Raw genomic sequence first — 26,719 nt, forward strand, 5'->3', positions numbered from 1 at the left:
ACGAAATGCGGGAGACGGGCGCCAACCGCTGGCTGTTGCTCGCCCCTTCCATTCTCTGGCTGCTTCTGTTCTTCCTCCTCCCTTTGGGGCTCATCGTCGTCATGAGCTTCGCCGAACGCGGCCTCTACGGCGGCGTGCGGTGGACGTTCGGACTGTGGAATTATCGGCAGGCGATGGATCCCCTCTATCTGTGGGTATACGGGCGTTCGTTCGCCTTGGCGGCAGTGACGACGGCGCTGTGTCTGGTGATCAGCTATCCGGTCGCCTACTACATCGCCCTGCGCGCCGATCCGAAGTGGAAGAATCTGCTGCTGGTCCTCTCGATCCTTCCCTTCTGGACGAGCTTTCTGCTCCGCACGTATGCGTGGATGTTCCTGCTTCGCGTGGAAGGTTTCGTGAATACGACGTTGCTCGCCCTGGGGGTGATCGAACGTCCGATGTCTGGACTCCTCTACTCGGACTTCGCCGTGGTGATCGGGCAGGTCTACGGCGAGCTGCCTTTCATGATCCTGCCGCTTTATGTGGCGCTGGAGCGCGTGGATGTGCGCCTGATTGAGGCGGCGATGGATCTCGGAGCGAATCGCCGTCAGGTCTTCCGGCGCATCGTGCTCCCGTTGACCATGCCGGGGATCATCACGGGGATCGTGCTCGTGTTCATCCCGAGCCTCGGAGCATTCATCACGCCGGATTTACTCGGCGGGGCGAAATCGGCGATGATCGGCACGGTCATCCAGAATCAGTTCGTGCAACGGAATCAGCCACTGGGATCGGCGCTCTCGGTCCTGCTGATCGTCGTCGTGTTGACATTGCTGCTCATCGCTTCGCGGGCAGCCCGCCCGAGGAGAGGACTATGAGGGCGCGTGCGCGGACATCGCCGATCCTCCTGATGTGGATGGGGGCGACCTATTTGTTCCTCTATGCGCCGATCCTCGTTCTGGCCGTCTTCTCCTTCAATGACTCGCGGCTGCTGGCCGTGTGGCGCGGATTCACCTGGGAGTGGTACAAGGCGGCTCTCAGCAATCATCCGATGCTCGATGCTCTGCGCACGAGCTTGCTCGTGGCCGCGCTCACGACGCTCATCGCTACGACGTTGGGGACGAGCGCCGCGCTCGCTCTCGAACGCGCGCGGCGGCGGGCGCGCTCGCTCTCGGAGGCGCTCTTCGTGCTCCCGATCGTCGTGCCGGAGATCGTCGTCGGATTCGCCTCGGTCGTCTTCTTCGGCTGGATCGGTCTGCGACTCGGACTCCTGACCGTCCTCATCGCTCACGTCGCGTTCAGCATCTCCTATGTTTTCTTCGTCGTGCGGGCGCGGCTGGCCGCGTTCGATCCTCGGCTGGAAGAAGCGGCGATGGATTTGGGAGCTGATCCGTGGCGCGTGTTTTGGAAGATCACTCTGCCGCTGCTCACCCCTGCGATCGCCGCCTCGGGGCTCCTGGTCTTCACCCTCTCGCTCGATGACTACGTCATCACGTCGTTCGTCGCAGGCGCTGGCGCGACGACCCTCCCGCTGCGCATCTATTCGATGATCAAGACGGGGATCACGCCCGAAGTGAATGCCATCTCGACGCTGCTGCTTGCGGTGACGCTCGCGCTCATGGCCTTGGCCTTTCGCATCGAGCGACGGGGGATGACGCGCACGAATTTGGTGCTCGTTGGACTCATTCTCCTTGGGCTCGTGGGCTTCGCCTTCGGCGACATCGCCACGCGGCGCCCGCGCGCGACGTTGAACCTGCTCATTTGGTCCAATTACATCTCGCCGCGCGTCGTGCGCGCCTTCGAGGAGAAGACCGGAGTTCGGGTGAACATCGAGACCTATGATTCCAACGAAGCGCTTCTGGCCAAGCTGCAGGCGGGCGTGGTCGCTTACGACCTCATCGTCCCGAGCGACTACATGGTGCGCATCCTGATTCGGGAGAACCTTCTGCGACCGCTCGAGCTGACGCGGATACCGAATCTCCGACATCTCGATCCTTCGGCCCTCGGGCTCCCCTTCGATCCGACGAACGCTTATTCGCTCCCCTATACGCGTGGGGTCACGGGCATCGGATACCGCAAGGACAAAATCACCGATCCCATCCAAAGCTGGGCCGATCTCTGGGACGCGCGGTGGCGCGATCGCATCGCGATGCTCGACGACATGCGCGAGGCGTTCGGCGCTGCGCTGAAACTCCTCGGATATTCCATCAACAGCACCGATCCGGAGCAACTTCGACGCGCGCGCGATCTGCTGCAGCGACAGAAGCCTCTGGTGCGCGCCTACGACAGCGCGAATTTCGATCAGCTCCTGTTGAGCGGCGAAGCGTGGATCGCCCAAGCCTGGGATGGGCAGATCGTCAAAGCGCGGCGAGAGAATCCGAATATCGAGTTCGTGATCCCCCGCGAGGGGACGACGCTCATCGTGGACAATCTCTGCATCCCGCGCTCGGCCGAACGCCCCGATCTCGCGCATGAGTTCATTAATTTCTTGCTGGACCCGGATATCGCCGCCGAGAACATGAACGACATCCTCTACCTCATGCCCAACCGTTCGGCGTGGCCGCGGCTGCGTCCCGAGTTGCAGCGACATCCGATCTTCTCCATCCCGCCCGAGGTATTGCGTCGAAGCGAATACCTGCAAGACCTCGGTCCGACGACCGTGCTCTATGATCGTTACTGGACCGAGGTGAAACTCGCGCGGTGATCCCACGCCGCCGTCATCAGCTCGAAGGTGCGGCTCGCGCGCGAGCGAGCGCCAGGAACACCTCCAGCTCGTCGGGCAAAGGAGAGGTGAACTCCATCATCTGTCCCAATCGGGGATGGCGAAAACCGAGCCGATAGGCGTGCAGGAAATGGCGACCAAGTTGCGCCATCGCTTGGCGAAGCACGGGATCGCGAACCTTCGTCCAGAGCGCGCGCCCATATACGGCGTCGCCGACGACGGGATGGCCGAGCGAATGAAAGTGTACGCGAATCTGGTGCGTGCGTCCCGTTTTGATCTCCACGTCCAGCAAAGAGAAGTCCCCGATCATCTCGATCACGCGATAGAGCGTGAGCGCATCGCGCCCCTGCCCTGGAGGACGAACAGCCATCATCGTCCGATGAACGGGGTGACGCCCGATGGGGGCAGCGATGCGTCCCTCGCGCGGAGTGACGTGTCCAATGACGAGCGCGCGATAGCACTTCTGCACCTGGCGTCGAGAGAATTGCTCTGAGAGGGCTTCGTGCGCCCGATCGTTCTTGGCGACGACCAGCAGACCCGACGTCTCTCGATCGAGTCGGTGCACGATCCCCGGTCGCATTGTCCCGCCGACTTCGGAGAGTTGCCGGAAGTAAAAGCACAGCGCGTTGGCGAGCGTCCCTCCGGAGACACCAGCTCCAGGATGGACGACCATCCCGGCCGGTTTCTCCACGACCAAGAGGTCTTCGTCCTCGTACACGATCGTGAGAGGAATGGGCTCTGGTCGAAGCTCGAGCACCGGAGGAGGAGGCAGCTCGATCTCAATCCGATCGCCCGCGCGCACACGATAGCTCGGCTTGACCGGACGTTCGTTCACGAGCACGGCCTGATCTTCGATCAAGGCTTGGATGCGCGTGCGGCTCAATTCCGCGAGAGCGCGCGTCACATACACATCGAGCCGCATGCCCGCTTCCGAAGCCGAGACCGTCACCGTGCGAATCTCAGTTCCGTCCTGAAGCTTCATCCGTTGCTTCGTCGAAGACATCGGGTTCGGACGATCACCTTCTCATGATAGGAGGGGACGTCCGCGCGAACAAGGCGCCCGTGGCTTCGCGCGGAGCACGTCGCGCGCGGCGGTTTGCTGAAAGGGCTCGCGCCAGAACGCAAGCGAGCGCAAAATTTGAGCAAGCGGGCGCGAGACGCGCGCGCCGCCGCACCCGTATACTGGCCTTCCGGAGAATATCCGCCACATACCGATCAGAGAGGTGGCATCTGTTGAGGAGGAGAGGGCGATGATCGAAAAAGGCGTGAAAATTGCGGAGCCGACAGGGACGCTCGGCGTATTGCTCGTCGGCCTGGGAGCCGTGAGCACGACGTTCATCGCGGGCGTGTACGCCATCCGCCGCGGTATCGGCAAACCCATCGGGAGCTTGACTCAGATGGGGACGATTCGACTCGGGAAACGCACCGAGGGGCGCGTGCCGAAGATCAAAGACTTCGTCCCCTTGGCGCGGCTGGAGGATCTCGTCTTCGGGGCGTGGGACATCTTCGAGGACGACGCCTACGAGGCGGCGCTGCATGCCGGCGTCCTGGAGAAAGAATTGCTCGCTCTACTGGAGCCGGAGTTGCGAGAGATCAAGCCAATGGCAGCCGTCTTCGACCAGGCCTACGTGCGACGCTTGAACGGGCCGAACGTGAAGACCGCGCGGACCAAGTATGAGCTGGCCGAGCAGCTCATCGAGGACATCGAGACGTTCCGCGCGCGACATCGCTGCGCCCGCTTGGTCATGATCTGGTGCGGCTCGACCGAAATCTATATGGAGCCGAGGCCCGACGTGCACAGCTCGCTCGAAGCCTTCGAGCGCGGGCTGAAGGAGAACTCTCCGCACATCGCGCCCTCGATGATCTATGCCTACGCGGCCTTGCGCTGTCGCGTCCCGTTCGCCAATGGCGCGCCCAATCTCACCGTGGACATTCCGGCTCTCATCGAATTGGCTCAGCGGAACAACGTCCCTATCGCCGGAAAGGATTTGAAGACCGGACAGACGCTGCTCAAGACGATCATCGCGCCAGGCCTCAAAGCGCGCTTGCTCGGACTGAGCGGATGGTACTCGACCAATATCCTCGGCAATCGCGATGGGGAGGTGCTCGACGATCCCGAGAGCTTCCGCACGAAGGAGGAATCGAAGCGGTCGGTTCTGGACTACATCTTGCAGCCGGAGCTGTATCCCGATCTCTACAAGGATTTCATCCACCTGGTGCGCATCAACTACTATCCGCCGCGCGGCGATAATAAGGAGGGGTGGGACAACATTGACATCTTCGGCTGGCTCGGCTACCCGATGCAGATCAAAATCAATTTCCTCTGCCGCGATTCCATCCTGGCGGCGCCCTTGGTGCTGGATCTCGTGCTCTTCCTCGATCTCGCCCAGCGATGCGGCATGCGCGGAATCCAAGAGTGGTTGAGCTTCTACTTCAAGAGCCCGATGACGGCGCCCGGCCTCTATCCGGAGCACGATCTCTTCATTCAACTCATGAAGCTCAAGAACACGCTCCGCTACCTTCGCGGGGAGGAACTGATCACGCATCTTGGCCTGGAATATTACGATTGAGCATTCGGACAGCGCGCGACGTCTTCTCGCCGAGAGGCTTCCCTCTCGACTCGCTGACCGTGCGCGCACCGAGATCGTCCATCCTCGCGATGTCTCCTTCGGCCCGTCCCGGATCCACCAGCGGCTCGCCATCAGCGCATACCGCCTCCCCCTTGGGGGCCCCTGCGACAGTCATCACCTCCCTCCGGTGCCCAACGCGCCGATCCGTGTCAGGGCCAATAGTCGCTGTCAAACGAAGGGGTGCGATAATCCGCCTTCAAGCCGAGGATCATCGAAAGGCTCACGAGCCCAATTGCCATCGCACGCTTCCACTCAGCGAGCGCGCTCGTGATCTCTGTCGTCAGCAGTAAAAAGGACCATGGCGCGATCAGCAACGGAGACAACGCCGCGCAGGAGGACGGCGGATAGAGCGTTCGCCTCAATGCGATCCCGAGAAAGACGCAGCGTCCGGCAGGAACCATCATGAGCGAAATTCATATAGAATTTGACATCCCGAAGGAGCTTCCCAAAATAAGCTCTTGAAAAACGCGCAAGGAGATTTTCACCGTGAAGAATGCGTTGAGATGGGTTGGGCTTTCCCTCCTTCTGGGAGTCATGCCTGCATTCGAACCCGCCACCGCCCGAGCACAAAACTTGTGCTGCCGAGATCTGACGGAATGTACCGGAACCCCATGCTGCAATAGTCCGGGGACTACGATGGGATGCGCCATTTCCTGCCAAGGAGGGGGATTGATCATATGCCGCAGAAGTGGTGGCGGCGAGGAGTTTATTACGGGCCTGAGGAGCAACGAGAGTGCTGAGTCCCTCGCAGCGTGCGCTTTTGAGGATACGGTGGAGCGAATTGATATCAACGAGTCGTACCACGTTCTTCGTCAAGCTGCGCGGGCTTGGTCGAAGCAGGATCCTCGACGAGCGGAGCGATTGCTCACGCTGGCTCAGCGGCTCATGGCCGCCGCTCCGAGATTAGAAATAACGCAGATGACGCATCCTCCGAAATGAGGTGGGCAATATGAAATGCATCGTCGCACTCGCGGTCATATTTGAGATCGCCCTCTTACAACCGACGTTTCAACTAAGAGGGTTCTCAGAAGCGCAGGATGTCCAGGATCAGCAAACGTGGGCGGTCATACTGCTTGAACAGGCCGAACGAACGCTTCGAGAGGAGCGGCACCCTCTTCGATTTGCCCATGGCGCTCTCGTGATCGTCGAACTGGTGAAACCGATCGAGCCGGAACGAGCGAATCGGTTGGTGCGCGCCGCCGCTCGGGCGCTCGCTGAGGTAGACTTCGAGACGCCCGAGGCGCGCATGATGAGGCTCAAACAGCGCGTAGCGATTCGCAACCCCTACGAAGTGGACTTCCTGTGGGAGAAGCTTTTGGAGCATGGTGCGGATTTGGATGTCGAACTTTTGAAAGGGAGCCTCGAGCGACTGAAAGCCAGTGAACAATGGAAAGCTAATGTCCTGACCAACATCGCTCGCTCCCTCATCGCTCGATCATCCGGTTCTTCGGAGAACGAGCGAAAAAATCAGCGAGCTGAGCAAGCTGAGCATGAGATACGGGGTGACCCTCTCGCTGGTTAATCTCCTGTTCCATCTCAGACAGGAGAATCCGGACCTGGCGCATACCCTCTTTCGTTCCGCTCTGCAGCATGCCGCGGCCCGAGGGGATCTGGATGGCTTGTATTGGTTGGGCGCCTATGCGATTCCCGGAGTGAGCCTACCCGATCGGTTTCCTCTTGTTGATCCCCCACCACCGGATCCCTACCTGGCACGTCTATATTTGGATGTCCTCGTCGAACAGCTCGCGCACGTCGCATTTTCGAGGCCTCGCATACCCGCCCACGTTTATTGGGCCCTCATGAACATTCGTCCGGAGGTGGAACGGTTCGCTCCCGAGTTGATAGGGCGGGTTGAAAGTTTGTTGACCTTCGTCACCAGCCGACTTCCGGCTTCTGCGATCGCTGATGTCGAACGCCGCGAGCAGCAACGTCGGACGGATCCACGGGCGGAAGCTGAGGACCTGATCACCAAAGCCCAGACGGCTCGGGACGATTCGACGCATGACGCGATGATAGCCCATGCTGCCCACCTTCTCTCAGGGCGACATGACTTCGAGAAGGCTCTCTCCACTGCTTCCAGGATCCGCGATCGGACGTCCCGTAAGGAGATGAGCGATCTCATACGCTTCGAGGCCGTCGCTCACTTCCTCAAAGAGGGCGCCCTGAACGAAGCCGAAACGTACGCCTTAGCCGTAGAGAATGCAGAAAGAAGCGTGGTCGCCGCCGCTCAGGTTCTCGAGAAGGTGAAGGACGCTGAGCGTCGAACCCTGCTCCTTGTGCGCATGCAGAACCGGTTCGAACAAATACTCGCTGAAGAGGGGAAGGCGCGCGCTGCACTCTATTTGGCCGCCGCTTTGCTGCCGAATGATCCGACTCAAGGAGAGGTGCTGTTGATGCGGGCCGTGGAGCTTTTCAATAAGGCCCGTCTCGACCTGAATGGAGCGACGGAAGCTGGAATCACGATCGAGATCGGACAGTTCGCCGCCGTACGCGTTATTGGATCGTTCGACCTCGCGCCCATCGTTGTTCAAATCTTCCGGCAACTTGCCCGGCGAGAGCAAGAGCTTCCGCGCCTGATCGCCCTGGCCTCGAGTTGGACGAGCCCGGAGATTCGCGCCATCGCCCAAGCCGCTCTAGCGGTCGAAGTGCTCCAACGCGTGAAGCGAGATCGCGAAGAACACTAAGGACCGTTCCAAGGCGCGACGTCTTTTGGCATCCTGAAGCCGACCTCTGAGCTCCGGGCGGAAACCGCCGCGAGTTCCACGTGCTGAGATCACGTGCGAGCCCTCGTGCTCTTTCACCCCTCGCGCGATCGCGAAGCGATTCCTCCTGGCGCAAGAGCCAGGCGCGCACGACTTGGACGGTTCATGAGATTCACGCTGGCCCGAACGCCTCCGAGACGTCATCAGCGGAAGCGATCCTCAGCAAACAGACGCTCTCGCTCGGCGGAACGGCGCGTGCGACACTCTGCGCGCCTTCGTGCGGCATCGCCGTCCCAGGGTCGGCTCTCCCTTGGCGACGTCAAATCTTTCCCAGATCGAGCTAGAGGTCGGGCTCGTTCGATGACCAGTGGCGCTCCGCACATCGAGCTGTCACCGCTCATCACCCCCCACATCGGAATAGGACGGCTCAAGATGAGGAGAGCGGTCGTCTTCGTTCGCGCTGTGTCCTGCGCTTTTCGCTGAGAGAGCATCCTCATTTTGAGAAACGGCACGGCGCCGACGAACGTTCGTCTGCTCGTTCAGCGAACCCTGCGCGCCACCTGATCTTGTCCGCCCTGGTGGAGGATGAGGTGGGTGACCTCTCCCTTCTCGTCCTTCACGAAGGTGATTTGCGCGTCTACGATCCGGAGGAAAAATTTCGTCTCCGATTCGGGAAACATCCTGATCGGTGGCTGTCCCCCTACCTGCAGCATCAACCGATCGTCCTCTCTCGTGACGGTGAGGACGAGATTAGGAGCGAGTTCGTATCGTCCGACATATGCGTCGTAGATCCTCGGGTCGAGCGCGATGGCCACGCGCTCTCTGGGAAGCTCGTAAGGTTCGCCGAAGACGATGGCAGCGAGATCGCGCGCGATCCGACCCGATGGCGCGCTCTCGAGATTGCTGAGCACGACGACCACCACCCTCTCGTCCGGGTATCGCGCGATGAATGTGCTGAAGCCGTTGATGCGCCCTCCGTGCCCGATCATCTTGCGATTCAAATGCGTGGTGACCACCCAGCCGTAGGCGTAGTTGTTCTTGAACGGGGTGAACATCTTCTCCAATGATGCCTTCGAGACGAGCCGCTCCGTGTGCAGGGCCTGATCCCAGAGATAGAGATCTTCCACCGTCGAATACAGCCCGCCGGCCGCGTGGGGGATCGTCATATCAATATACGGGGCGTTGGCGAGCGCATCGTCTTGCCAGGTGTAACCTGCCGCGCGGTGTCTCATGATCCGGCTGTTGCTGTCAACGCCTGTGTTCACCATCCCCAGTGGCTCGAAGATATTCTTGCGCAGGAACGCCTCATACGGCTCGCCCGCTACTTTCTCGATGATATAGCCGAGCACGATGTAGCCCGAATTGCTGTAGCTCGCGCGCTCTCCTGGTCGGAAATCGAGCGGTTTGTCTCGGAACCGATCGAGCGTGCTCGCTGGAGGTGCGGGCTCTCCCAAACATTGCGTCTTCACATACTCGGGGAAGTTGGTGAAATTCGGGATTCCCGACGTGTGCGTGAGCAGATGATGGATCGTGATCTCCCGCCATGCTTCGGGACAGTTTGGCACATATCGGCACACGGGATCATGCACGCTCAATCGGCCGCGTTCTTCGAGCATCAGGATCGCCATCGCCGTGAATTGCTTGGTGATGGAGCCCAGACGAAATTTCGTCTGCGGCGTGTTGGGCACCTCGTGTTCGAGATTCGCCCAGCCGTATCCTTTGCTCACGATCACCTTTCCCTCGCGGGCCACCAGGATCGCCCCGCTGAAGCGATTCGCGCGGACGTGAGCATTCATGTACGCTTCGATCTTCGAGACGATGTCCTGAGCGACGCCGCGCGCGTTGGTCAAAAGGATGAGCGCTACGAGCGCTCCCGCTCTGAGGTCGAGTCTTCTCATCGCGAGCTCTCCCTGACGTCGGATTTCGGCGAGCGTGCTGGCTAGTATCGCCGAGGGCCCTCCGCGCCGTCAATTGGCAGAGTCACGAAACGCGATGCCACGTGCGTTCGCCGCGAGCGGGAGCGACCGAGGTCTGGAGGTTGCGGATGGCTCGCTGCGCGGGGGAGTCTCGGCTCGACGAGCCAAAGAGTGCTCTTCGGCCTGCTTGACGCTCTCGGCGAGCGGCAGGTACCATTTACCTTCAGCTTCTCGAGGAGACGGACGCAAATGATGGACTCGTTAGGCTCCTTCGCCATTTTGCTCGCTCTGACGGCCTGCGCGTACGCGTTCCTCGTGGGAATCGTCGCTCACCTGAAGGGACATCGCGTCCTCGGAGCGATGGCGCGACGGGCGGGCATCACAGTCTTCCCCACCTTGAGCGTCGCGATCGCTTGTTTGTGGGGACTCTTCCTCACTGATGAGTTCTCGATCGCGTATGTGGCGAATCACAGCAATCGCGATCTCCCCCTCTTGTACAAATTCGCGGCGCTCTGGTCGGGGCAAGAGGGATCGCTGCTCTTCTGGAGTTGGATCCTCTCCGGCTATATGTTCCTCGTGCTCCTGAAGCATCGAGAGGAGGGAGAATTGCGGCCGCTCGCTGGCGTGATCCTGGCCGGGATTCAGCTCTTCTTTCTCCTCCTGAACGCCTTCGTCGTGAGTCCGTTCCGCGTCTTGGCGGAGGTGGCTCCCGATGGGGCGACGCGTCCGTTCGTGCCGATGGATGGGCGCGGATTGAATCCGTTGCTGCAGTATCCGGAGATGGTCCTGCATCCTCCGACGCTCTATCTCGGATATGTTGGCTTCTCCGTCCCCTTCGCCTTCGCATTGGCGGCGTTGATCACGCGATCGCCGGGGGAGCGATGGATTCACGTCACGCGCCGATGGACGATGATCGCCTGGGGGTTTTTGACCTTGGGCATCTTGATGGGGGCGCATTGGGCCTATGCCGTCCTCGGATGGGGAGGGTATTGGGCATGGGATCCGGTCGAGAACGCTTCGTTCATGCCGTGGCTGACGGGAACGGCCTTCCTCCACTCCGTGATGATGCAGGAGCGTCGGGGCATGTTGAAGGTCTGGAACGTCTGGCTCGTCTTCATCACCTTCTTGCTCTGCATCTTCGGTACGTTCCTGACGCGCTCGGGAGTGGTGAGTTCGGTGCATGCGTTCGCGCAATCGCCGATCGGGCATTGGTTCATCGGATTCCTGCTGATTGTGCTCGCTGTGTGCTTGTTCTTCTTCGCTCGTCGTCGCGACTACTTGCAGAGCGAGCATCGGTTGGAAGCGGTGCTCTCGCGCGAGTCATCCTTCCTCTTCAACAATCTGGTGCTGTTGGCCGCGTGTTTCGCTGTGCTGTGGGGGACGCTCTTTCCGGTGATCTCGGAGGCGGTGACGGGGAATAAGGTGAGCGTCGGACCGCCGTTCTTCAATCGGGTGAACATCCCGATCTTCCTGTTCCTGCTCTTGCTGACGGGAGTGGGGCCACTTTTGGCTTGGCGACGGACGTCGTGGGAGAGTCTGAAGCGGAACTTCACGTATCCGACGCTCATTGGGGTGGCGACCGGCGTGATCCTCTTCGCTCTTGGCGTGAGGAACCTCTATGCCCTGATGGCCTTTGGGCTCTCGGCGTTTGTGACGGTCACGATCGTGAGCGAATTCTACCGAGGGGCACGGGTCATCCGTTCGCAGACGGGGCGGACGTGGGGGCAAGCGCTCTTGGAGCTGACGCTTCGGAACACGCGGCGGTATGGAGGGTACGTCGTGCATTTCGGGATCGTCGTGATGGCCATTGGGATCGCCGGATCGGCCTTCGATAAGGAACGGGAGATGGAGATGACGGTGGGCTCGACGCTGACGCTGGGCCAGTATGCCGTGACGTTGAAGGATCGGGCGCAGGGGGAGACGCCGAATTACATCTACGAGCGCCTCACGCTCGAAGTGCGTCGGGGGGATAAACTGCTCACGACGCTTGAGCCGGAGCGACGGCTCTACAAAGCGAGTGAGCAGCCGTTGACGAAGGTGACGATTCATTCGGGATGGCGCGAGGATCTCTATATCTATTTCGCGGGGGTGAATTCGGAGACGGGAGCGCCGATCGTTCACGCGTATGTGAATCCGCTGGTGCGATGGCTCTGGATCGGTGGAGGGATCGTCATGCTGGGAACGTTGCTGGCGCTGCATCCCGGGCGTCGGCCGGTGAAAGTGGCCGTCTCCGAGCGCGCTCCGGCTCGGGAGAGGGAGGTGGCGTATGCGAAGGGGGATTGAGGGTCGAAGCGGACGGTGGATCGGGCTCTTCTTTCTCGGCGCGCTCCTCATCGTTCCGTACCTGGTGCATGCGCAATCTTCGGAAGCTCTCGAAGAGCGGGTCAAGCGGATCGGAAAGAAGCTCCTTTGCCTCTGCGGATGCAATCAGATCTTGGTCGAATGCAATCATGTGAACTGCCCGTTCTCCGGGCCAGCCATCGAGATGTTGCGGCAGGCGGTGCGGCGATACGAGAGCGATGATCTGGCCATTCAGGCGATGATCCAGCAGTATGGGACGGCCGTGCTGGCGGCCCCTCCGGCGCAGGGGTTCAATCTGGCGGCGTGGATCACGCCGTTTGCGGCGGCGACAGGGGGACTCGTGCTCATCGCTTTGGTACTTCGACGGTGGTCTCGGCGACACGCGGCGCCGACGGAGAGCCCGACGCTTCCCGACGATCCCGCTTGGCGCGAGCGCGTGCGTCAAGAAATTGAGAAGGAATTGGGAGGGCTCTCGTGACCGTCCTCGTCGTAATCTTGTGCAGCATTCTGGCGCTGGTGACGCTCCTCTACATCTTCTTCGAGGAAGCGCCCGAGGTCGAGCGCCGCAGGGATCGCTGGGCCGTCCTGATGGAGAAGAAGGAACAGTTGCTCGATAATCTGCGGGACTTGCGCTTCGAATATCGCGCGGGGAAGCTCTCGGAGGCTGATTACGAGCGAGCGCGGGCGACCTTGGAAGCCGAGATCGCTGCCGTGCTCGCGGAATTGGAGAAGCTCTCATCGGAAGATGCGGCCCGCGTCGCGCCGCAACGTTGAAGCGCGAGCACACATTAAGGAGGGAACGTGAACCGAAGGTCTGGTCCTAGACGATCGCTCTCATGGTATCTCCGATGGTGCGGATGGGTGTGTCTTCTCGGCGCCCCGGTGCTCGTGCGCGCGGAGGTGCGGGGCACAGTGATCAACGGCACAACGGGGAAGCCAGCAGCCGGCGTCGAGGTGCATTTGGTCGTGCTCGAAGAGGGGATGCAAGTCGCCGAGAAGACGCAGACGGATGCGCAGGGACGGTTCGCCTTCTCAACCGCGGTGACGAAGCCCGCGATGGTGCGGGTGACCTATCAAGGCGTCAACTATCACGAGACGCTCTCTCCCGGGAGCACGTCCGTCACGCTGCGCATCTACGACGCGCGCGCGACCGGGACCTATGCGGTCGAGCGGCTCACGTATCTTGTGCAACCGATGGAGGGGCGTCTGTTGATCGGGCGGGAATATCTCGTTCAGAATCGGACGACGCCGCCGGTGACGCTCTCCCGTCCGGAAGGAGTGTTTGTATTCGCTCTTCCTGAAGGCGCGCGTCCCGAACGGGTCTCGGTGATCGGAGCCAGTGGGATGCCGCTGGCGATCGCGGCGCGCCCGACGAACGATGGGAGCTGGCGCATCGAACATCCGTTGCGACCGGGGGCGACGCCGTTCTTCGTCGTCACCCAACTCCCGTACGAGCAGGAGCAGGCACAGATTCGGGAAGTCTTGCCTTGGAATGTGGAACGCGTGCGGCTGCTTGTGCCCGAGCCGATGAAGGTCGAAGCTCCGGGCTTTCGACCGCTGGGGTCAGAGCAGGGGCTCTCGGTCTATGTCCTCGACAATGCCCGCGCCGGGATGGAGATCGCCTGGAGCGTGAGCGGTCGCGCGCCAAATGTTTTGGCCGAGGAAGCAGAGGGAGAGGCAAGAGGGACTGTTCGTGCCGTAGCGGGTCCGATCGCTAAGCGGCAATGGATCCTTCTGGCCGCCTTGGCCGCGGCCTTCGCCATGAGCAGTGTGTTCGCCGTGCGGCGGCAGAAGGTGCGCGCGACGCCGGCGAAAGAGCGATCGTCGGAATCTCCTGCCGCCGCTCCTCCTCAAACGAGTGAGATGGCGGCGTTGAAGGATGAGCTTTTTGCGCTCGAACTCCAGCGACAGCGCGGGGAGATCTCCGAAGAGGACTACGAGGCCAAGCGTCGCGCGCTTCAGCGTTCCCTTGAAGCCGCGTTGCGCGCCGATGCTGGAACGTCCTCGTGAAGGCGATGCGATCATCATGGCGCGTGGCAAGGCTTCTGCGGTATCTTGTGTGTGTTGCATGATGGGACATCGGATCAGTCCGCCACAAGAGATCGTTCGAGGAGGAAGGCGATGAGCAATCCGAAGGTGAAATTCGCCGTCGCCATTGCGATTCTGTTGGGAGCGCTGGCGTGGTTAGCCGTGATCGGCATGCAGGAGAGCAAGGCCTACTACATCACGGTCGCCGAGTTGAAGCGCATGGGCGAGAGCGTTCGGGAGAAGCGACTGCGAGTGGGCGGGCGCGTCGTTCCGGGCAGTATTCAGCGCGAAGGGCGATACGTGAGGTTCCTGCTCGAGCAGGAGGACGAGACGCTGCCCGTCGTCTACGTGGGCAGGGATCCTGTGCCCGACACCTTCGTGGATCATGCAGAGGCGCTCGTCGAGGGACGATGGGGGGCGGATGGCGTCTTCCAAGCGCAGAAGCTGCAGGCCAAATGCGCCTCCAAGTACGAACCGGCGGAAGGCACTGGGGCTTCGGCTTCGTCGGGACGATGAGCACGCCAGCGCGCGCGGTGGCTCGTCTTTGATTGTCCGCATGCTCGCCAATGGGTGACGTCCTCAATTCCAAGGCACTCGTCTTTGATGGCGTCTGTAAGACGTTCGGCGAGACCGCTGCCCTCTGGCAGGTGAGTTTCACCCTCGGCCCTGGGGAGATTGTGGCCGTCACAGGCGGCAATGGTGCCGGGAAATCCACGCTCCTTCGTGTGGCCGCCTTTTTATTGAAGCCGACCTCGGGCAGCGTCTTCGTCTTCGGTCAACCGCGTCCGACGCCGGAGGTGAAGCGGCGGATCGGTCTTCTCGGGCACGCTCCGTTCCTCTACGAGGAATTGTCGGCGGAGGAGAATTTGAAGTTCTACGCTGCCCTTTATGCCTTAGGGCGAGGGGCCGATGACCGCATCGCGCGCGTACTGCGAGAGGTCGGGGCCGAAGATTTTCGACATCGTCCCGTCCGCACGCTCTCGCATGGGATGCGGAAGAGGGTCTCCTTGGCGCGCGCGATGCTCTCGGATCCGGATCTGCTTCTGTTCGATGAACCCTTCTCCGGGCTTGATGTGGCGAGCGTCGAGCGCGTGCGCGCCTTGATGATCGAATGGCGCCAGCGGGGGAAAGCGTTGCTCGTCACAACGCATCAGGTGGAATTGTTGGAGGGAATCGCCGATGGGGAGCTTGTCCTCGACCGAGGGCGCGTCCTCTGCTGGCGGGCGCCGGTCCTTCGCGAGTCGGCGATCCCTCATTCTGTGACGGAACGCGCATGAGCTATTGGACGGCGGCGACGCGCATCGTGGCGAAGGATCTCTTGAGCGAAGCGCGAACGCGCGAGATGACCAACGCCATGCTCTTTTTCGCACTCCTGGTGCTCGTGCTCTTCAGCTTCTCCTTTCAGCCGGCTTCGGATGAGGAACGTCGGTTGGCCGCGGGCGTGCTGTGGATCGCCTTCCTCTTCGCCGGATTGAGCGTGCTCGATCGCTCGTTCCTGCGCGAGCGGGTGAACGATTGTCTGGATGCCCTGCGATTGACGCCCGCTTCGGCGAGCGCCCTCTTCGTGGGCAAATGCGTGGCGAACGCGCTCTTCCTGCTTCTGGCGGAGGTCATCTTGGTGCCGCTCTTTCTCATCTTCTTCGACCTCTCGTTTCGCGGCGATGTGGGAACGTGGCTCCTGGCGCTCATGCTGGGGACGTGGGCGCTTGTCGTGAACGGGACGTTCTTCGCGGCGATGACGACGAACGTGCGGAGCCGCGAGTTGTTGTTGCCGCTTTTGCTTCTGCCGATCTCGGTGCCGGCGTTGATCGCCGTCGTCGAGGCGACGTCGGCGGCGCTCCTTGGTGAAGGCGCGATGGGCGTGTGGATCCAGGTGCTCATCGCGTTCGATGTCATCTACACGACGCTCGCCATGCTGCTTTTTGAAACGGTCCTGGAGGGAGCATGAGGAACGAATGGACGCTTCCGCGTTGGTGGTTTGGACTTGTCGGCGTCACTGGCGTCGCGCTGATCCTGGGCGTGCTGCATGCGCTTTGGTTCGCGCCGACGGAGCGGACGATGGGGACCGTTCAGCGCATCTTCTACTATCACGTCAGCTCGGCGTGGACGGCCTTCGTCGCCTTTTTCATCAACTTCCTGGCGTGCATCGCGTACCTGAAGACGCGGCGTCCGAAGTGGGATGCCGTGGCTGTGAGCGCGGCTGAAGTGGGCGTGGTCTTCAGCACGGTGAATCTCGTTACCGGACCGATCTGGGCGAAGCCAGTGTGGGGGATTTGGTGGACATGGGACGCGCGACTGACGTCAACATTGGTGATGTGGCTGCTCTATGTGAGCTATCTCCTCTTGCGACAGTTCACCGCTGAGCAACCGAGCCAGCGCGTCTGGGCGGCGGCCTTTGGCATTTTCGCCTTCGTGGATGTCCCCCTCGTGTATCTCTCGATTCGGCTCTGGCGGACGCAGCATCCGGGGCCGGTCATCGCCGGAGGGGAGGGGTCGGGCATTGATCCCCAGATGTTCCTGGCGTTGCACGTATGCTTTCTCGCCTTCCTCTTGCTCTTCGCCGTGCTCTTTTACTGGCGTTATCGCTTAGAGGGACAACGGGCGGAGCTGGCCGAGTTGCGCGCGCGATTGCATCGGCTGCAACTAGAGCGATTGGCCTGAGAGGGGGAGAGATGCGAAACCTCGTCATCGCGATGATCGTCGCCTGGCTCATTCATCTGGTGTATTTGCTGAGTCTCGCCCGAAGGCAGCGGCGGCTTCAGCAAGAGGCTGAGGAGTTGCGACAGATCGCAGAACGCTTGGAGCGATCCTCACCTCGCTCCATGTCGTGAAGAGGTGCACCGCGCGTGTTCGACAAGGGGCGTTCACTCACCGTGCTCCAGTTGAGCCCCATCCCCGTCGCGAAGTCCAGCCATCCCCGATTTCAGCACGAGCCGGCGAGGTTCAATATCCGGGCGGCGTTCTCATAGAGAATCTGGCGTCGCGTTTCTTCGGAGAAGCCATCGAGAGCCTCGAAATCCGCGAGCCAGCGCTCGGGGGTGATGAAGGGATAATCGCTGCCGAAGAGCATCTTGGCCGAGAGCCGTTTGCGAGCCGCCTCGAGGACCGTGGCAGCGATGTAGCGCGGCGACCAACCGGAGAGATCCATATAGACGTTCGGCTTATGTCCGATGATGGCGAGCAATTCCTCGTGCCAGGGCCATCCCGTGTGCGCGCCGATGATGATTAGCTCGGGGAAATCGGCAGCCACGGTGTCCAAGTAGATCGGTCGCGCATAGTCGAGCTTGATGCCGCCGCCACCGGGAAGCCCGGCCCCCAACCCGCTCGTGCCCGTGTGAAAGATCGTAGGCACGCCGAGCGCAGCGATCTTCTCGTAGAGGGGGTAAAAGCGCGCGTCGTGGGGATAGAAGGCTTGAAGGCTCGGATGAAATTTCACGCCCTTCAGGCCAAGTTCCGTGATCGCCCGTTCGACCTCCTCCAGTGCGCGTCGTCCCTTCCACGGATCCACGCTCGCGAATCCGATGAAACGTCCCGGGTACCGGCGGACGATCTCGGCGACTTCTTGATTGGTCACGGGGGGAAGGCCGGTCGCCGTCTCCGCATCCCACGCGAGCAAGACGCCAATGATGTCCAAGTCTTCGTAGTAGCGCGCGACGTCATCCATCTCGCGAACGGGGACGCTCGTGCGGAAGAAGCGCTCGGCTGCTGCGCGATACGGACCGATCGCCCCTTCCAGGAAGCTCGCCGTCGGCAAGTGGACGTGCATGTCAATAGCTCGCGGCATCGCCCCCTTCCTCCTTCAGGATCTCGCCCACTTCTCGGCGCAGATATTCAGCCGCAGCTTCCGGCGGGGTGGGATTGATGAACAGCTCGGCGCCCCACTCGAATCCCGCGATGCGTGTCAGGCGCGGCACGATCTCCAGATGCCAGTGATAGTCGTATTCGATGGAGCTCCAATAGTCGGGATGGCCAGGTCGAGCGAACGCCGGGGGACTGGTGTGCAGGATGAAATTGTAGGGCGGATCATTGAGAAGCCGCTTCATGGCGCGGAGCGTCACGCGAAGGGCATGCGCCGTTCGCTGCAGCTCCTCATCGCTCAAGCGAGAGAAATCGTGCCGATGCGTCTTCGGTAAGATCCACGTCTCGAACGGGAACGCTGAGGCGAACGGCGCCCAGACCACAAAGGCGTCATCCTGATAGATGACGCGCTCGCCGAAAGCCAGTTCCTGAGCGATGATGTCGCAGATGAGGCAGCGCTCTTTTTTGACGAAGTTCTCTCGGCAAACGGTCAGCTCTTGCTTGACGGCGGGCGGGACCATGGGCGTCGCGATGAGCTGCGAATGTGTGTGCGCCAACGACGCGCCCGCTTCCGGCTTGTGGTTTTTGAAGATGAGGATGTAGCGGAGCCGAGGATCGCGGAAGAGATCGCGGATGCGCTCGCGATAGCTGATGAGCACGTCGCGGATCCAAGGGAGCGGCAAATCGGCGAGCGTCTTCGTGTGGTCGGGCGTCTCGATGATGACCTCGTGAGCGCCAGCCCCGCTGAGGACGTCGAAGAGGCCGACGCCGTATCGCCGCGCGTGATCCTCGATGCGCAGCGCTGGGAATTTATTTGAGACGACGCGCACGCGCCAACCCGGCGTGTTCGGCGCCGTCCCCGGCTCGCGCAGGGCGAAGATCTCCGGCGGCGTCTTATCCTCGTTCCCTTCGCAGAAGGGACAAGCGAGTGGCCGTCCTTCGCGCTCGGCCGGGGGGCGCGCCTCGATCAAATAGTCGCTCGGACGCCGCGCGCGTTCGGCCGCGATGATGACCCACCGATTGCGCAACGGATCGAATCGCAGTTCGCGAAGCGTATCTCGTTGAGGATTCATTTCGCTTCCCTCCTATACCATCCAGTGCTCCATCTCGAATTCGCGTCCGGGCACTTGCAAGCGCAAGGCGCCGCTTGGCGGGTATCGCTCCAGCAGGCTGTCCACTTTCAACGTAAGGACGAGATCGAAGGACTCGCCGAAGTCGAGCTTCAACTCTGACAGCGAGAGGGCCATCTCGACGACGTCGGCGACGGCCCACGAAGGCGAATGGCGACCGGCCGAGATCTCGTACCGCTGCTCCCCGCCCGCCGTGTAAATCTCCACCTGCAGCGTCGCGTGCTCGAGAAGCGGACGGGCGTTCTCCCGCAAGTCAATGCGGAGATAGAGGTGTTCGGGATCGAATCCGAAATAAAGCGTCACGAGATGTCCGCTCGCGCGATGCATCGCGCCGTGAGCCTGCAGGCGGATCATCCCGGCCGGCGCCCACTCGAAGTAGTGCGTGTCGCGTCCATCGAGGATCGGGCGCAGGAACGCCACGGGCGTGCGCAGCACGAGGCTGCGTTCCGTACGAATCGGCGTCTCCAGATACGAGGGGGGGACGAGCCCCAAGCCCGCATACACATTCTTCAGATGCCTTCGGAAGAGTTCGTCGAAGATTGGGTCCTGAGGGCTATGATGCGGTTCGCCGAACCACCAGAACCAATCGCTACCTTCGGCAGCCAGCAGGGAGCGTCGTGCCAGCTCAACGGATGCTTCCTCCTTCGCGGAGAGAGCGGCGTGCACTGAGGCGGCCCATCGTCGCCGCGCCCGCTCCAAATATCGCCAGGCCGTGTTCTTCTCCTCATCGCCGATCCAAGTCGTGAAGTTCGCTTCGATCCAGGAGCCAGGATGCATGCGTCGCAGTTCCGGGAGCGTCGGGCACATGGCGAGCGCTCGACTGAAGGTGAGCGTTTCAATCCACGGCTCTTCCTCCAATCGCTGATAGAGGCGCGTGAGGAAGTCATGGCCGTTGGCCGGATAATGTTCCCACGGATTCTCGCCGTCGAGGATGACGGCGACGATCGCGCTCGGGGCCCGCTCGTGGATCGCGCGCAACCGACGGAGGAAATCCTCCACGGCGTCCTCGCTCCGCCATCGCGGATAGACGAAGCCGATCAAATCCGACAGCTCATGATCGCGGAAGAAGAGCGCGATCGCCCGCCCGTCTTGCGTGAAGCGATAGGGCCGCCAATGTGCGTCCTCACGCCGCGCCTCCGGAGGGAGGCTGTGGAAGAGGACAGCGCCATCGCTCGCTGTCCACGCGAGGCCGGCTTCGGCCATGAGCCGCACGGCCTCTTCGCTGATGGCGCCTTCGGCGGGCCACATCCCTTGCGGACGACGACCGAAGACGGCCTCGCATTTCTCCAACGCCCGGGCGATCTGTTCGCGCGCGTCTTCCGGAAAGCGAAAATGGAGATCATCCAGCCGAATCCCCGGCGTCGCGTGCCGGGCGATCTCGATGTCGCAGAGCAACGGCAGGATCGGATGATAGTACGGCGTCGTCGAGACCTCAATGCGTCCCTGCTCCCAAAGCTTCCGATAGAGCGGAAGCGTCGTGCGGAAGATCTGCTCCATCACCTCCTGAAGCTGCCGCTTCTCCTCCTCCCGATACCCCCGTTGCTTCCCGACAAGTGCGCGAATCCCCGCGTGCGTCCGCTTCCAGCTCTCGCCGAGCCAGTGCAGGTGGAAGAGGATCTGTAGGTCGCGCAGGTCTTGCGGCGCGAACCGACGGCGCGCGTCCCGCCGTGCTCGCAGCTCGCGATAGCGCGGATGCGCCTCGATGGCCGAAGGGGGGACGAGGAAGTAGTGCTCCAGGAGGAACGCGCGCTCCGCGGAGTCCATCTCCTCCGGAGCCTTGCGAAAGTGCACGAGAAACGGATCCTCGGCACGACCGCTCGCATAGTCTTCGAGGCTTTCGATCAAACTGGGAACGAGATTGAACGTCACCTGGAGACGTTCGTACCGACTCGCAATCCACGCCATCTCGTAATAGTCCTTCAGCGCGTGCAGGTAAACCCAAGGGAGCTCATACCGACCCGTCCGGTAATCCTTGTACATCGGTTGGTGCATGTGCCAGAGCAGGAGCAACCTCATACGTCGCTCGGACAAGCAGCCCATCGTTCACGATCCAGCATCGCGCGTGCGGGGAGCCGTCCGCTGGGCGAGGACGCGCTCCACTTCCTCCATGAGCGCGCGAGGATCGGTCGACTTCACACAATAGCTGTGCGCGAGCCAGGACGTGTAGTCGTCCTGGAATGAGGCGTAAGCCGAGCAGATGATGACCGGGATCTGCGGATATCGCGCGGCGATCTCCCGAAGGAGATCGAGTCCGCTCTCGGCCTTCAAGCGAATGTCGAGGATCACCAGATCGAAGGGTTCGCTCTCGAGGGCCTTGAGCGTCTGGTGCCCATCTTCGGCTTCGACGACCTCATGCCCGCCCTCGGTCAATATGGTCGCATAGAGGAGCCGAATGTTCGGCTCATCATCCACAATCAAGATCTTCGCCATGACCGTTCTCCGTAACTTCCGCGCAGCGCCTCAAGAAGCTCCGCGCGCCGATTCGCCTTCCGCAAACGTCTCGGAAGGCATCTCGGAAATAGGAAGGCGGATGATGACCTCGCACCCTTGACCGAGTTGACACAGGAGCTGAAGCTCTCCGCCTAGGCTCTCGACGATTCGTTTGGCCGTGTAGAGGCCCAGTCCGCTTCCTGTCGGTTTGGTCGTGAAAAACGGCTTGAAGAGATTGCGCGCTGCTTCTTCGGTCAGGCCGGGCCCCGTATCTCTGACGATGATGAGGATCGTACCATTGGACTGACGGCTCTCGATGAAAAGATCGCCCCCGTCGCTCATGGCTTCCAGAGCGTTGTTCACGATGTTCTCCAGGCAGTGATAGAGCTGACGTTCATCGGCGAGAATCGGGGGGACAGGGCCAAGATCCAAATGCCACCGAATCGGCGCTCTGTGGCGCAGGGTCTCCATCTTCTCGTGGGCCAGCAGTTCGAGGATCTCGTTGACGTTCACCGGATGGCGCTCAGTCGAGTACTTCAGCGCGGCGAATTTCACGAAATCCTGTACCGTCTCTTCCAATCGGGAGGCCTCTTGGGCGATGGCGGTGGCGAACCGGCGATGCGGGGAATGCTCATCGAGCTTCTTCTGAAGGTGTCGAGCGAGCCCGCCGATGGCGACGACCGGATTTTTGATCATATGCGTCAGTTGCAGCATCATCTCGGCGATCGCAGCTTCTTCTCGAAGACGAACGATTGTCTGTTGATGCTCTCGGATGCGCCGATAGGCTTCTTCGAGCATCTCCATCTTCTCGCGCAATTCCGCATAGGCGAGAGCCCGCTCCAAAGCGACGGCGATCTCTACAGCGAACAACTCCATGGCGAGCCGATCCTCGGCCGAGATCGGGCGCCTCGTCAGAAAGTTATCGAGCAGCAGCACGCCCAAGGGTTGCTCCTCGTGAGAGAGCAATGGGACGATCCAGAAGGTCACATTCCCATAAAATTCTCGCAGCGCCTCAGGCAGCGGCGTCTCCGCCGTGATCTCCAACACGCGGCCCGCCTCTGGCACATGCGGGATGGGCAGCGAGAAGGCTTCGCGAAACGGCGAGTCCGAGAGCATGAAGCGAAAGCGCTCCAGCCACAGCCGGAATTTCTCCCGCTCTCGAGCGAAGGCTTCCGGGGAATAGTCCAAGAGGTCGGCCAGCGTCACGCCTCGTTCCGTGACCTCTCGCCAGATGCGCGCCGCTTCCTCCTCATCGCGTGGGCCGAGAGCGAAATATCCGCGCAGTTGACCTTCCTCGACCAGAAGGGCGAGCGCGCGATTGAACCCAAGGCTCCCGCCAGCCGTGAAAGCGACCAAGCCTTTGTAGAGGATCTCATCCGGATCAAGCGCCAACTGCAAGCTGCGCGAGAGATGCCGGAGGATGTCCAGCAACTCCTCTTTGATTTGGAGCGTGCGGAGGATCGGGGGGCATCGGTTCAAGGCTTCATCGAGGATCACCGTCAACGCTTCAAGGAGGGGACCGCCGGTGCGCCGCACGTCGGCGAGGTCGCGACGCAACTCATCGCAGCCGATGCATTTCTCTCGATTTCGACGCCGCACGTCCGAGAGCAGATGCGCGTCCTGCGCGCCGAGATACGGACACGCCGTCGGATCGTCGGCGATCAGCCAGCAATAGCTGTCCCCCACGCGCGCCATACTTCCCTGCAAAGGGTATCATCAATGCGCCCCTCGGGCAAACGTTCCGTCTGAGACGGCTGCTTGCACTCGGGCTCTAAGGCTCCCTATTTCCTGAGCGCTCCAGATTGCCCCGCGCTTTTAAAATTCCAGGCGCAGGCCCAGCTCGAGCGTGCGCGGACGGCGCGCCGCGCGAGGCTGCAGGAAGACGGATCGGCCCTCGCGCTCATCTAGCGGCCCGTAAAATCCCGTCATGATGAAGTTCGGCGTGTTGAAGAGATTGTACGCGTTCACCCAAGGACGAAGCACCAGACGCTCGCCCGCGCGAATGGTTCGAGAAAAGCGCACGTCCACGCGCCGCGTCCCCGGACCCCGACCCACGTTCCGACCGAGCGTCCCGTTGGTTCCGATCGTCGGGAAGAGAAATTGCGCGGCCATTGCCTCCGAGCGCGCCGTATCGCCCGGCTTCACGAAGCGAATCGGTCCTCGACCGAGGAAATGAGGCCGATCGGTCAGCGTATCACTCAGATTTCGATCCTGCGCGTTCGTCGTGATATTGAATGGGCGGCCCGAGGAGAACGTCACAATCGGCGTTAACTCCAATCCCCCGAGCGCCCTGGGCATTCCCAGCGTGCCGCTCAAAACGAAGCGATGGCGTTCGTCCGTTCGCCCCAGGCCGCGCTCGAGCGCAAGATTGAATTCGTCCTGTGGCGAGCTGGTGTTGAGGTCCATGAGATCAATCAGCTTAGAGAGCGTGTAGGAGACGCGAAATCGGAGATGGCGAGCGAAACGCGCGCTCGCGATCACATGAAGGCCGTGATAGGTCGCTTGGCCATCGGACTGAAGCTGCTCGATCTCTCCAAGATTGGGATTCGGACGGAGCCTACGCACGGCGTTCAACGCGGCAAGCACGGGATCGGTCGTCGTCGCGCCTCCACCCAGCGCGTTCAGGCCATAAACGCGAATGCGGTTGGCACCACTGCCAACGTCGCGCGAGCGCGTGGCGCTCAGATCAAATCGGACGAAGCGAATGCCCACATCGGCGATCTGGCGGGCGCTGTTGTCGAAGGCGGTCTTCCCATCGGGAGCCTTCACCACGCCAGGGAATCCTTCGGGCGGATCGAGGAGAAAAGCCACGAATCCACCCAGAGGTGGAATTGGCGCATTCACGTTGCGACCGCGCCAGAGTCGAAGCGTGCGGTTGAAGACATAGCTGACTTCGAGCGTGAGCGTTCGGCCAAATTGCCGTTCGATCCCCAAGCTGCTTTGTACGCTGTACGGGATTCGAAGATCCGGCGAGAGACGACGTGTGTTTTGGATCGGGCGGATGAGATCGCGGACCAGCGGATGCGTCGGATCGTTGGGGAAGATGTTGGGGAAGCCCCCGATTCGGTTCAGCTCTTCCAAACGTCCGGTCGCGCCGGGTCCGCTGCCGAGGTCAATCTCGAACAGGCGCGATTGCACGGCGAAGTCTTCCAGAGTCCGCAGCAGGACGCGGTTGTAGAAGACGCCGATGCCACTTCGGAGCACCGTCTGGGCGCGATGGCCGGGAGCCCATGCCAGGGCCAGGCGCGGGCCCCAATTGTTCTTATCGTGATCGAGCGCGGTCTCTCGATCATACCGGAGGCCGAAAGTGAGCGTCAGATTCGGACGCGCACGCCATTCCTCCTGGAGGAAACCGCCGAGAATCGTATTGTGGATGGGCTGTTCGGGCTGACCGATCCGCTGCCGATAACGCGAGGGGGTGCCGGCGACGAAGTCTCCGAAGCTCGGGAAGTTGTAGAAGCCGAAGAAGAGGTGGAGCTGTCGCGTCGCCGAGCGCAGATGCATGATGTCGGCGCCGAGCTTGAACGTGTGAGGTCCCGATTGTCGGGTGAGCGCACCCGCCCATTGGAAGCGACGTTCCGCGCGCGTCTCAGGAAATCCCGCCGCTCCCGCGATGAAGCCGCTCGCGACCGGGAGCGTCAGGCCGCGACTGCTGCCGACGATCACGCCCGGGCGCATCACGCTCGGCGTCACATTGGGCGTGAGCGCCGAATACTGGAAGCGAAGCTGAGCGAAGAGCCGCGAGCCGATCGCCCAAGTGTCTTGGATGGCATAGGCCATGGAATTGCGACGTCGGTTGAAGAGGCCTTCGCGAAGCGTCGCTCCTTGATCGCGCGCGCGCAGCCGATTGGTGCGAGTGATGTCGAAACGCAAGAGGAGCTGGTGCGCTCCTCCGAATGCCGCGTCGAACCGACCGCTCGCGTATGTGCGATGGCCGAGCGCGCTCACTTCGTCCTCGAAGAGAGCAACCTGAACGCCATCGCGCACGAAAGGCCGACCGGTGGGCGTCTCCTGCAGGGGATAGGCCGGATTCGCGCGCGGATCCACCGGAAGCAGGGCGATGATGGCGTCCGTATCCGGCTCTTCCTGACGTTCGATGACGCCGAAGAAGAAGAACCGATCGCGACGGATCGGACCGCCGAGCCGACCACCGTATTCGCGCCGTTGAAACGGGGCGCGCTTCTGTCCACGCGCATTGCGGAAGAAGCTATTGGCGTTGAGGCTCTCGTCTTGAAAGTCACCGAAGATCGCTCCGCGGAATTGGTTCGCTCCGCGACGGGTGAAGAAGTTGAGGCGACCGCCAGAGGCGCGCCCATATTCGGCGGAGAATTGGTTGGTGATGATTTGGACTTCGGCGATGGATTCCAAACTGGGGATCGCGCGCTCGCGCGCCGTGCGATCATCGTTGTTGTCGAAACCATCTATGGTGATGTTGTTCGAGTATGCGCGTCCGCCCGAGAGCGAGAAGATGCCCGCTTCTTGTGGGGGGTCCGCCACGACGTCGCGCGTCGCGGGATCGCCGAGATCGCGCGTCTCAAAAGGTTCGGCTTGGACGCTCGCGAAGAGGAAGACGAGATCGAGCGGATTCCTCCCATTGATCGGGAGGGCCTCGATCTCCTCGCTTCGCAAACTCAGACCGACGACCGTGCGCGTCGGATCGAGCGTCTCTGTATCGGTGACCGTGACGACTTCGACGAGGCTCCCGGGGCGAAGCCGCAGGTCCAGGCGCTGGGTGTGTCCGGCCTTCAGCAGCAGCTCGCGATATTCGAAGGGGGAGAAGCCCGGCGCTTCCGCGCGAAGCGCATACGTTCCCGGAGGGAGCATCGCCAGCCGGTACCATCCGCGTGCGTCGCTGGTGGCCGTTCGTTTCATTCCGGTCTGCTGCTCGATGAGCGCGATCGTCGCTCCCGGAATCACCGCCTCCGTCGGATCGAGGACAAATCCTTCCAATGCCGCGTGGTCCAAGTCGTTGGCCCATCCGTTTGGTCTTGTGATGAGCAGAAGGCTCGTCGCGAATGCGATGAGGAGAAGAATGAGAGGGCGAATCATGGAACCCCTCCGACAATGGAAAGATGTCGGATCGTCC

General features: G+C 61.6%; 23 protein-coding genes. 14 read left to right on the forward strand and 9 right to left on the reverse strand.

The genetic code is table 11. The features are described from left to right. Positions 1-5 precede the first annotated feature (5 nt). Together NZ746_03840 and NZ746_03845 are read left to right on the forward strand one after the other, a co-directional pair. Positions 6-854: an ABC transporter permease gene (locus tag NZ746_03840; GenBank protein ID MCS6816495.1), complete on the forward strand. Its 849-nt coding sequence runs from the start codon at positions 6-8 to the stop codon at positions 852-854. After that, complete coding sequence (locus NZ746_03845) at positions 851-2,680, forward strand: extracellular solute-binding protein (GenBank protein MCS6816496.1); 1,830 nt, start codon at positions 851-853, stop codon at positions 2,678-2,680. The genes NZ746_03840 and NZ746_03845 overlap by 4 nt, the downstream gene beginning before the upstream one ends. A gap of 16 nt (positions 2,681-2,696) precedes the next feature. On the opposite strand, the gene NZ746_03850 is transcribed toward NZ746_03845, so the two are convergent. Further along, entirely contained in the window at positions 2,697-3,680 is a 984-nt protein-coding gene (locus NZ746_03850; GenBank protein MCS6816497.1) for an RluA family pseudouridine synthase, read from the reverse strand. Positions 3,681-3,948: 268 nt separating this feature from the next. Here NZ746_03850 and NZ746_03855 point away from each other — a divergent pair, with 268 nt between their 5' ends. Further along, entirely contained in the window at positions 3,949-5,268 is a 1,320-nt protein-coding gene (locus tag NZ746_03855) for an inositol-3-phosphate synthase (GenBank protein ID MCS6816498.1), read from the forward strand. A 209-nt stretch (positions 5,269-5,477) separates the two neighbouring features. Here the strand turns inward: NZ746_03855 and NZ746_03860 are convergent, their stop codons facing one another. After that, positions 5,478-5,732 carry a hypothetical protein gene (locus NZ746_03860; protein ID MCS6816499.1) on the reverse strand — a complete coding sequence of 85 codons (255 nt, stop codon included), beginning with the start codon at positions 5,730-5,732 and terminating at the stop codon, positions 5,478-5,480. A 545-nt stretch (positions 5,733-6,277) separates the two neighbouring features. Here NZ746_03860 and NZ746_03865 point away from each other — a divergent pair. Next, positions 6,278-6,850 carry a hypothetical protein gene (locus NZ746_03865; protein MCS6816500.1) on the forward strand — a complete coding sequence of 191 codons (573 nt, stop codon included), beginning with the start codon at positions 6,278-6,280 and terminating at the stop codon, positions 6,848-6,850. Next, positions 6,819-8,012 (forward strand): hypothetical protein, encoded by a 1,194-nt coding sequence (locus NZ746_03870; protein MCS6816501.1) that lies wholly within the window; start codon positions 6,819-6,821, stop codon positions 8,010-8,012. Before NZ746_03865 ends, NZ746_03870 begins: the two co-directional genes overlap by 32 nt. A gap of 557 nt (positions 8,013-8,569) precedes the next feature. On the opposite strand, the gene NZ746_03875 is transcribed toward NZ746_03870, so the two are convergent. Next, a complete protein-coding gene (locus NZ746_03875) occupies positions 8,570-9,928 on the reverse strand; it encodes a serine hydrolase (protein ID MCS6816502.1) in 1,359 nt (452 codons plus the stop codon). 267 nt (positions 9,929-10,195) lie between these two features. Here NZ746_03875 and NZ746_03880 point away from each other — a divergent pair, with 267 nt between their 5' ends. The 9 genes from NZ746_03880 to NZ746_03920 all read left to right on the forward strand — a co-directional run bounded on the left by NZ746_03880 (position 10,196) and on the right by NZ746_03920 (position 17,106). After that, positions 10,196-12,229 carry a heme lyase CcmF/NrfE family subunit gene (locus tag NZ746_03880; protein MCS6816503.1) on the forward strand — a complete coding sequence of 678 codons (2,034 nt, stop codon included), beginning with the start codon at positions 10,196-10,198 and terminating at the stop codon, positions 12,227-12,229. Next, positions 12,213-12,725, forward strand: coding sequence for a cytochrome c-type biogenesis protein CcmH (locus NZ746_03885; GenBank protein MCS6816504.1), 513 nt, complete (start codon positions 12,213-12,215; stop codon positions 12,723-12,725). The genes NZ746_03880 and NZ746_03885 overlap by 17 nt, the downstream gene beginning before the upstream one ends. Next, positions 12,722-13,021, forward strand: coding sequence for a hypothetical protein (locus NZ746_03890; GenBank protein MCS6816505.1), 300 nt, complete (start codon positions 12,722-12,724; stop codon positions 13,019-13,021). Before NZ746_03885 ends, NZ746_03890 begins: the two co-directional genes overlap by 4 nt. 27 nt (positions 13,022-13,048) lie before the next feature. After that, positions 13,049-14,257, forward strand: a complete 1,209-nt coding sequence (locus NZ746_03895) for a hypothetical protein (GenBank protein ID MCS6816506.1) — start codon at positions 13,049-13,051, stop codon at positions 14,255-14,257. 111 nt (positions 14,258-14,368) lie between these two features. After that, the gene (locus tag NZ746_03900) at positions 14,369-14,791 is read left to right on the forward strand and encodes a cytochrome c maturation protein CcmE (GenBank protein ID MCS6816507.1); all 423 of its coding nucleotides are present in this window, start codon (positions 14,369-14,371) and stop codon (positions 14,789-14,791) included. 50 nt (positions 14,792-14,841) lie between these two features. Continuing rightward, positions 14,842-15,552, forward strand: a complete 711-nt coding sequence (gene ccmA, locus NZ746_03905; protein MCS6816508.1) for a heme ABC exporter ATP-binding protein CcmA — start codon at positions 14,842-14,844, stop codon at positions 15,550-15,552. Then, positions 15,549-16,223, forward strand: a complete 675-nt coding sequence (locus tag NZ746_03910; GenBank protein ID MCS6816509.1) for a heme exporter protein CcmB — start codon at positions 15,549-15,551, stop codon at positions 16,221-16,223. The genes ccmA and NZ746_03910 overlap by 4 nt, the downstream gene beginning before the upstream one ends. Next, entirely contained in the window at positions 16,220-16,936 is a 717-nt protein-coding gene (locus NZ746_03915) for a cytochrome c biogenesis protein (protein MCS6816510.1), read from the forward strand. The genes NZ746_03910 and NZ746_03915 overlap by 4 nt, the downstream gene beginning before the upstream one ends. An 11-nt stretch (positions 16,937-16,947) precedes the next feature. Next, the gene (locus NZ746_03920) at positions 16,948-17,106 is read left to right on the forward strand and encodes a hypothetical protein (GenBank protein MCS6816511.1); all 159 of its coding nucleotides are present in this window, start codon (positions 16,948-16,950) and stop codon (positions 17,104-17,106) included. Positions 17,107-17,198: 92 nt separating this feature from the next. Here NZ746_03920 and NZ746_03925 read toward each other — a convergent pair whose 3' ends face one another. The 6 genes from NZ746_03925 to NZ746_03950 all read right to left on the reverse strand — a co-directional run bounded on the left by NZ746_03925 (position 17,199) and on the right by NZ746_03950 (position 26,682). After that, on the reverse strand, positions 17,199-18,059 hold the full coding sequence (locus NZ746_03925; GenBank protein ID MCS6816512.1) for an amidohydrolase family protein: 861 nt from the start codon (positions 18,057-18,059) through the stop codon (positions 17,199-17,201). Then, entirely contained in the window at positions 18,043-19,146 is a 1,104-nt protein-coding gene (galT, locus tag NZ746_03930) for a galactose-1-phosphate uridylyltransferase (GenBank protein MCS6816513.1), read from the reverse strand. Before galT ends, NZ746_03925 begins: the two co-directional genes overlap by 17 nt. A gap of 12 nt (positions 19,147-19,158) precedes the next feature. Next, positions 19,159-21,219 (reverse strand): glycoside hydrolase family 57 protein, encoded by a 2,061-nt coding sequence (locus tag NZ746_03935; protein ID MCS6816514.1) that lies wholly within the window; start codon positions 21,217-21,219, stop codon positions 19,159-19,161. Between the two features lie 27 nt (positions 21,220-21,246). Next, the gene (locus NZ746_03940) at positions 21,247-21,633 is read right to left on the reverse strand and encodes a response regulator (protein MCS6816515.1); all 387 of its coding nucleotides are present in this window, start codon (positions 21,631-21,633) and stop codon (positions 21,247-21,249) included. Positions 21,634-21,663: 30 nt separating this feature from the next. Then, positions 21,664-23,328 (reverse strand): ATP-binding protein, encoded by a 1,665-nt coding sequence (locus NZ746_03945; GenBank protein ID MCS6816516.1) that lies wholly within the window; start codon positions 23,326-23,328, stop codon positions 21,664-21,666. 120 nt (positions 23,329-23,448) lie between these two features. Then, the gene (locus NZ746_03950) at positions 23,449-26,682 is read right to left on the reverse strand and encodes a TonB-dependent receptor (GenBank protein MCS6816517.1); all 3,234 of its coding nucleotides are present in this window, start codon (positions 26,680-26,682) and stop codon (positions 23,449-23,451) included. Positions 26,683-26,719: the final 37 nt, after the last annotated feature.

The sequence above is a fragment of the Blastocatellia bacterium genome, from assembly GCA_025055075.1.
In the GTDB taxonomy this organism is placed as follows: Bacteria; Acidobacteriota; Blastocatellia; order HR10; family HR10; genus HR10.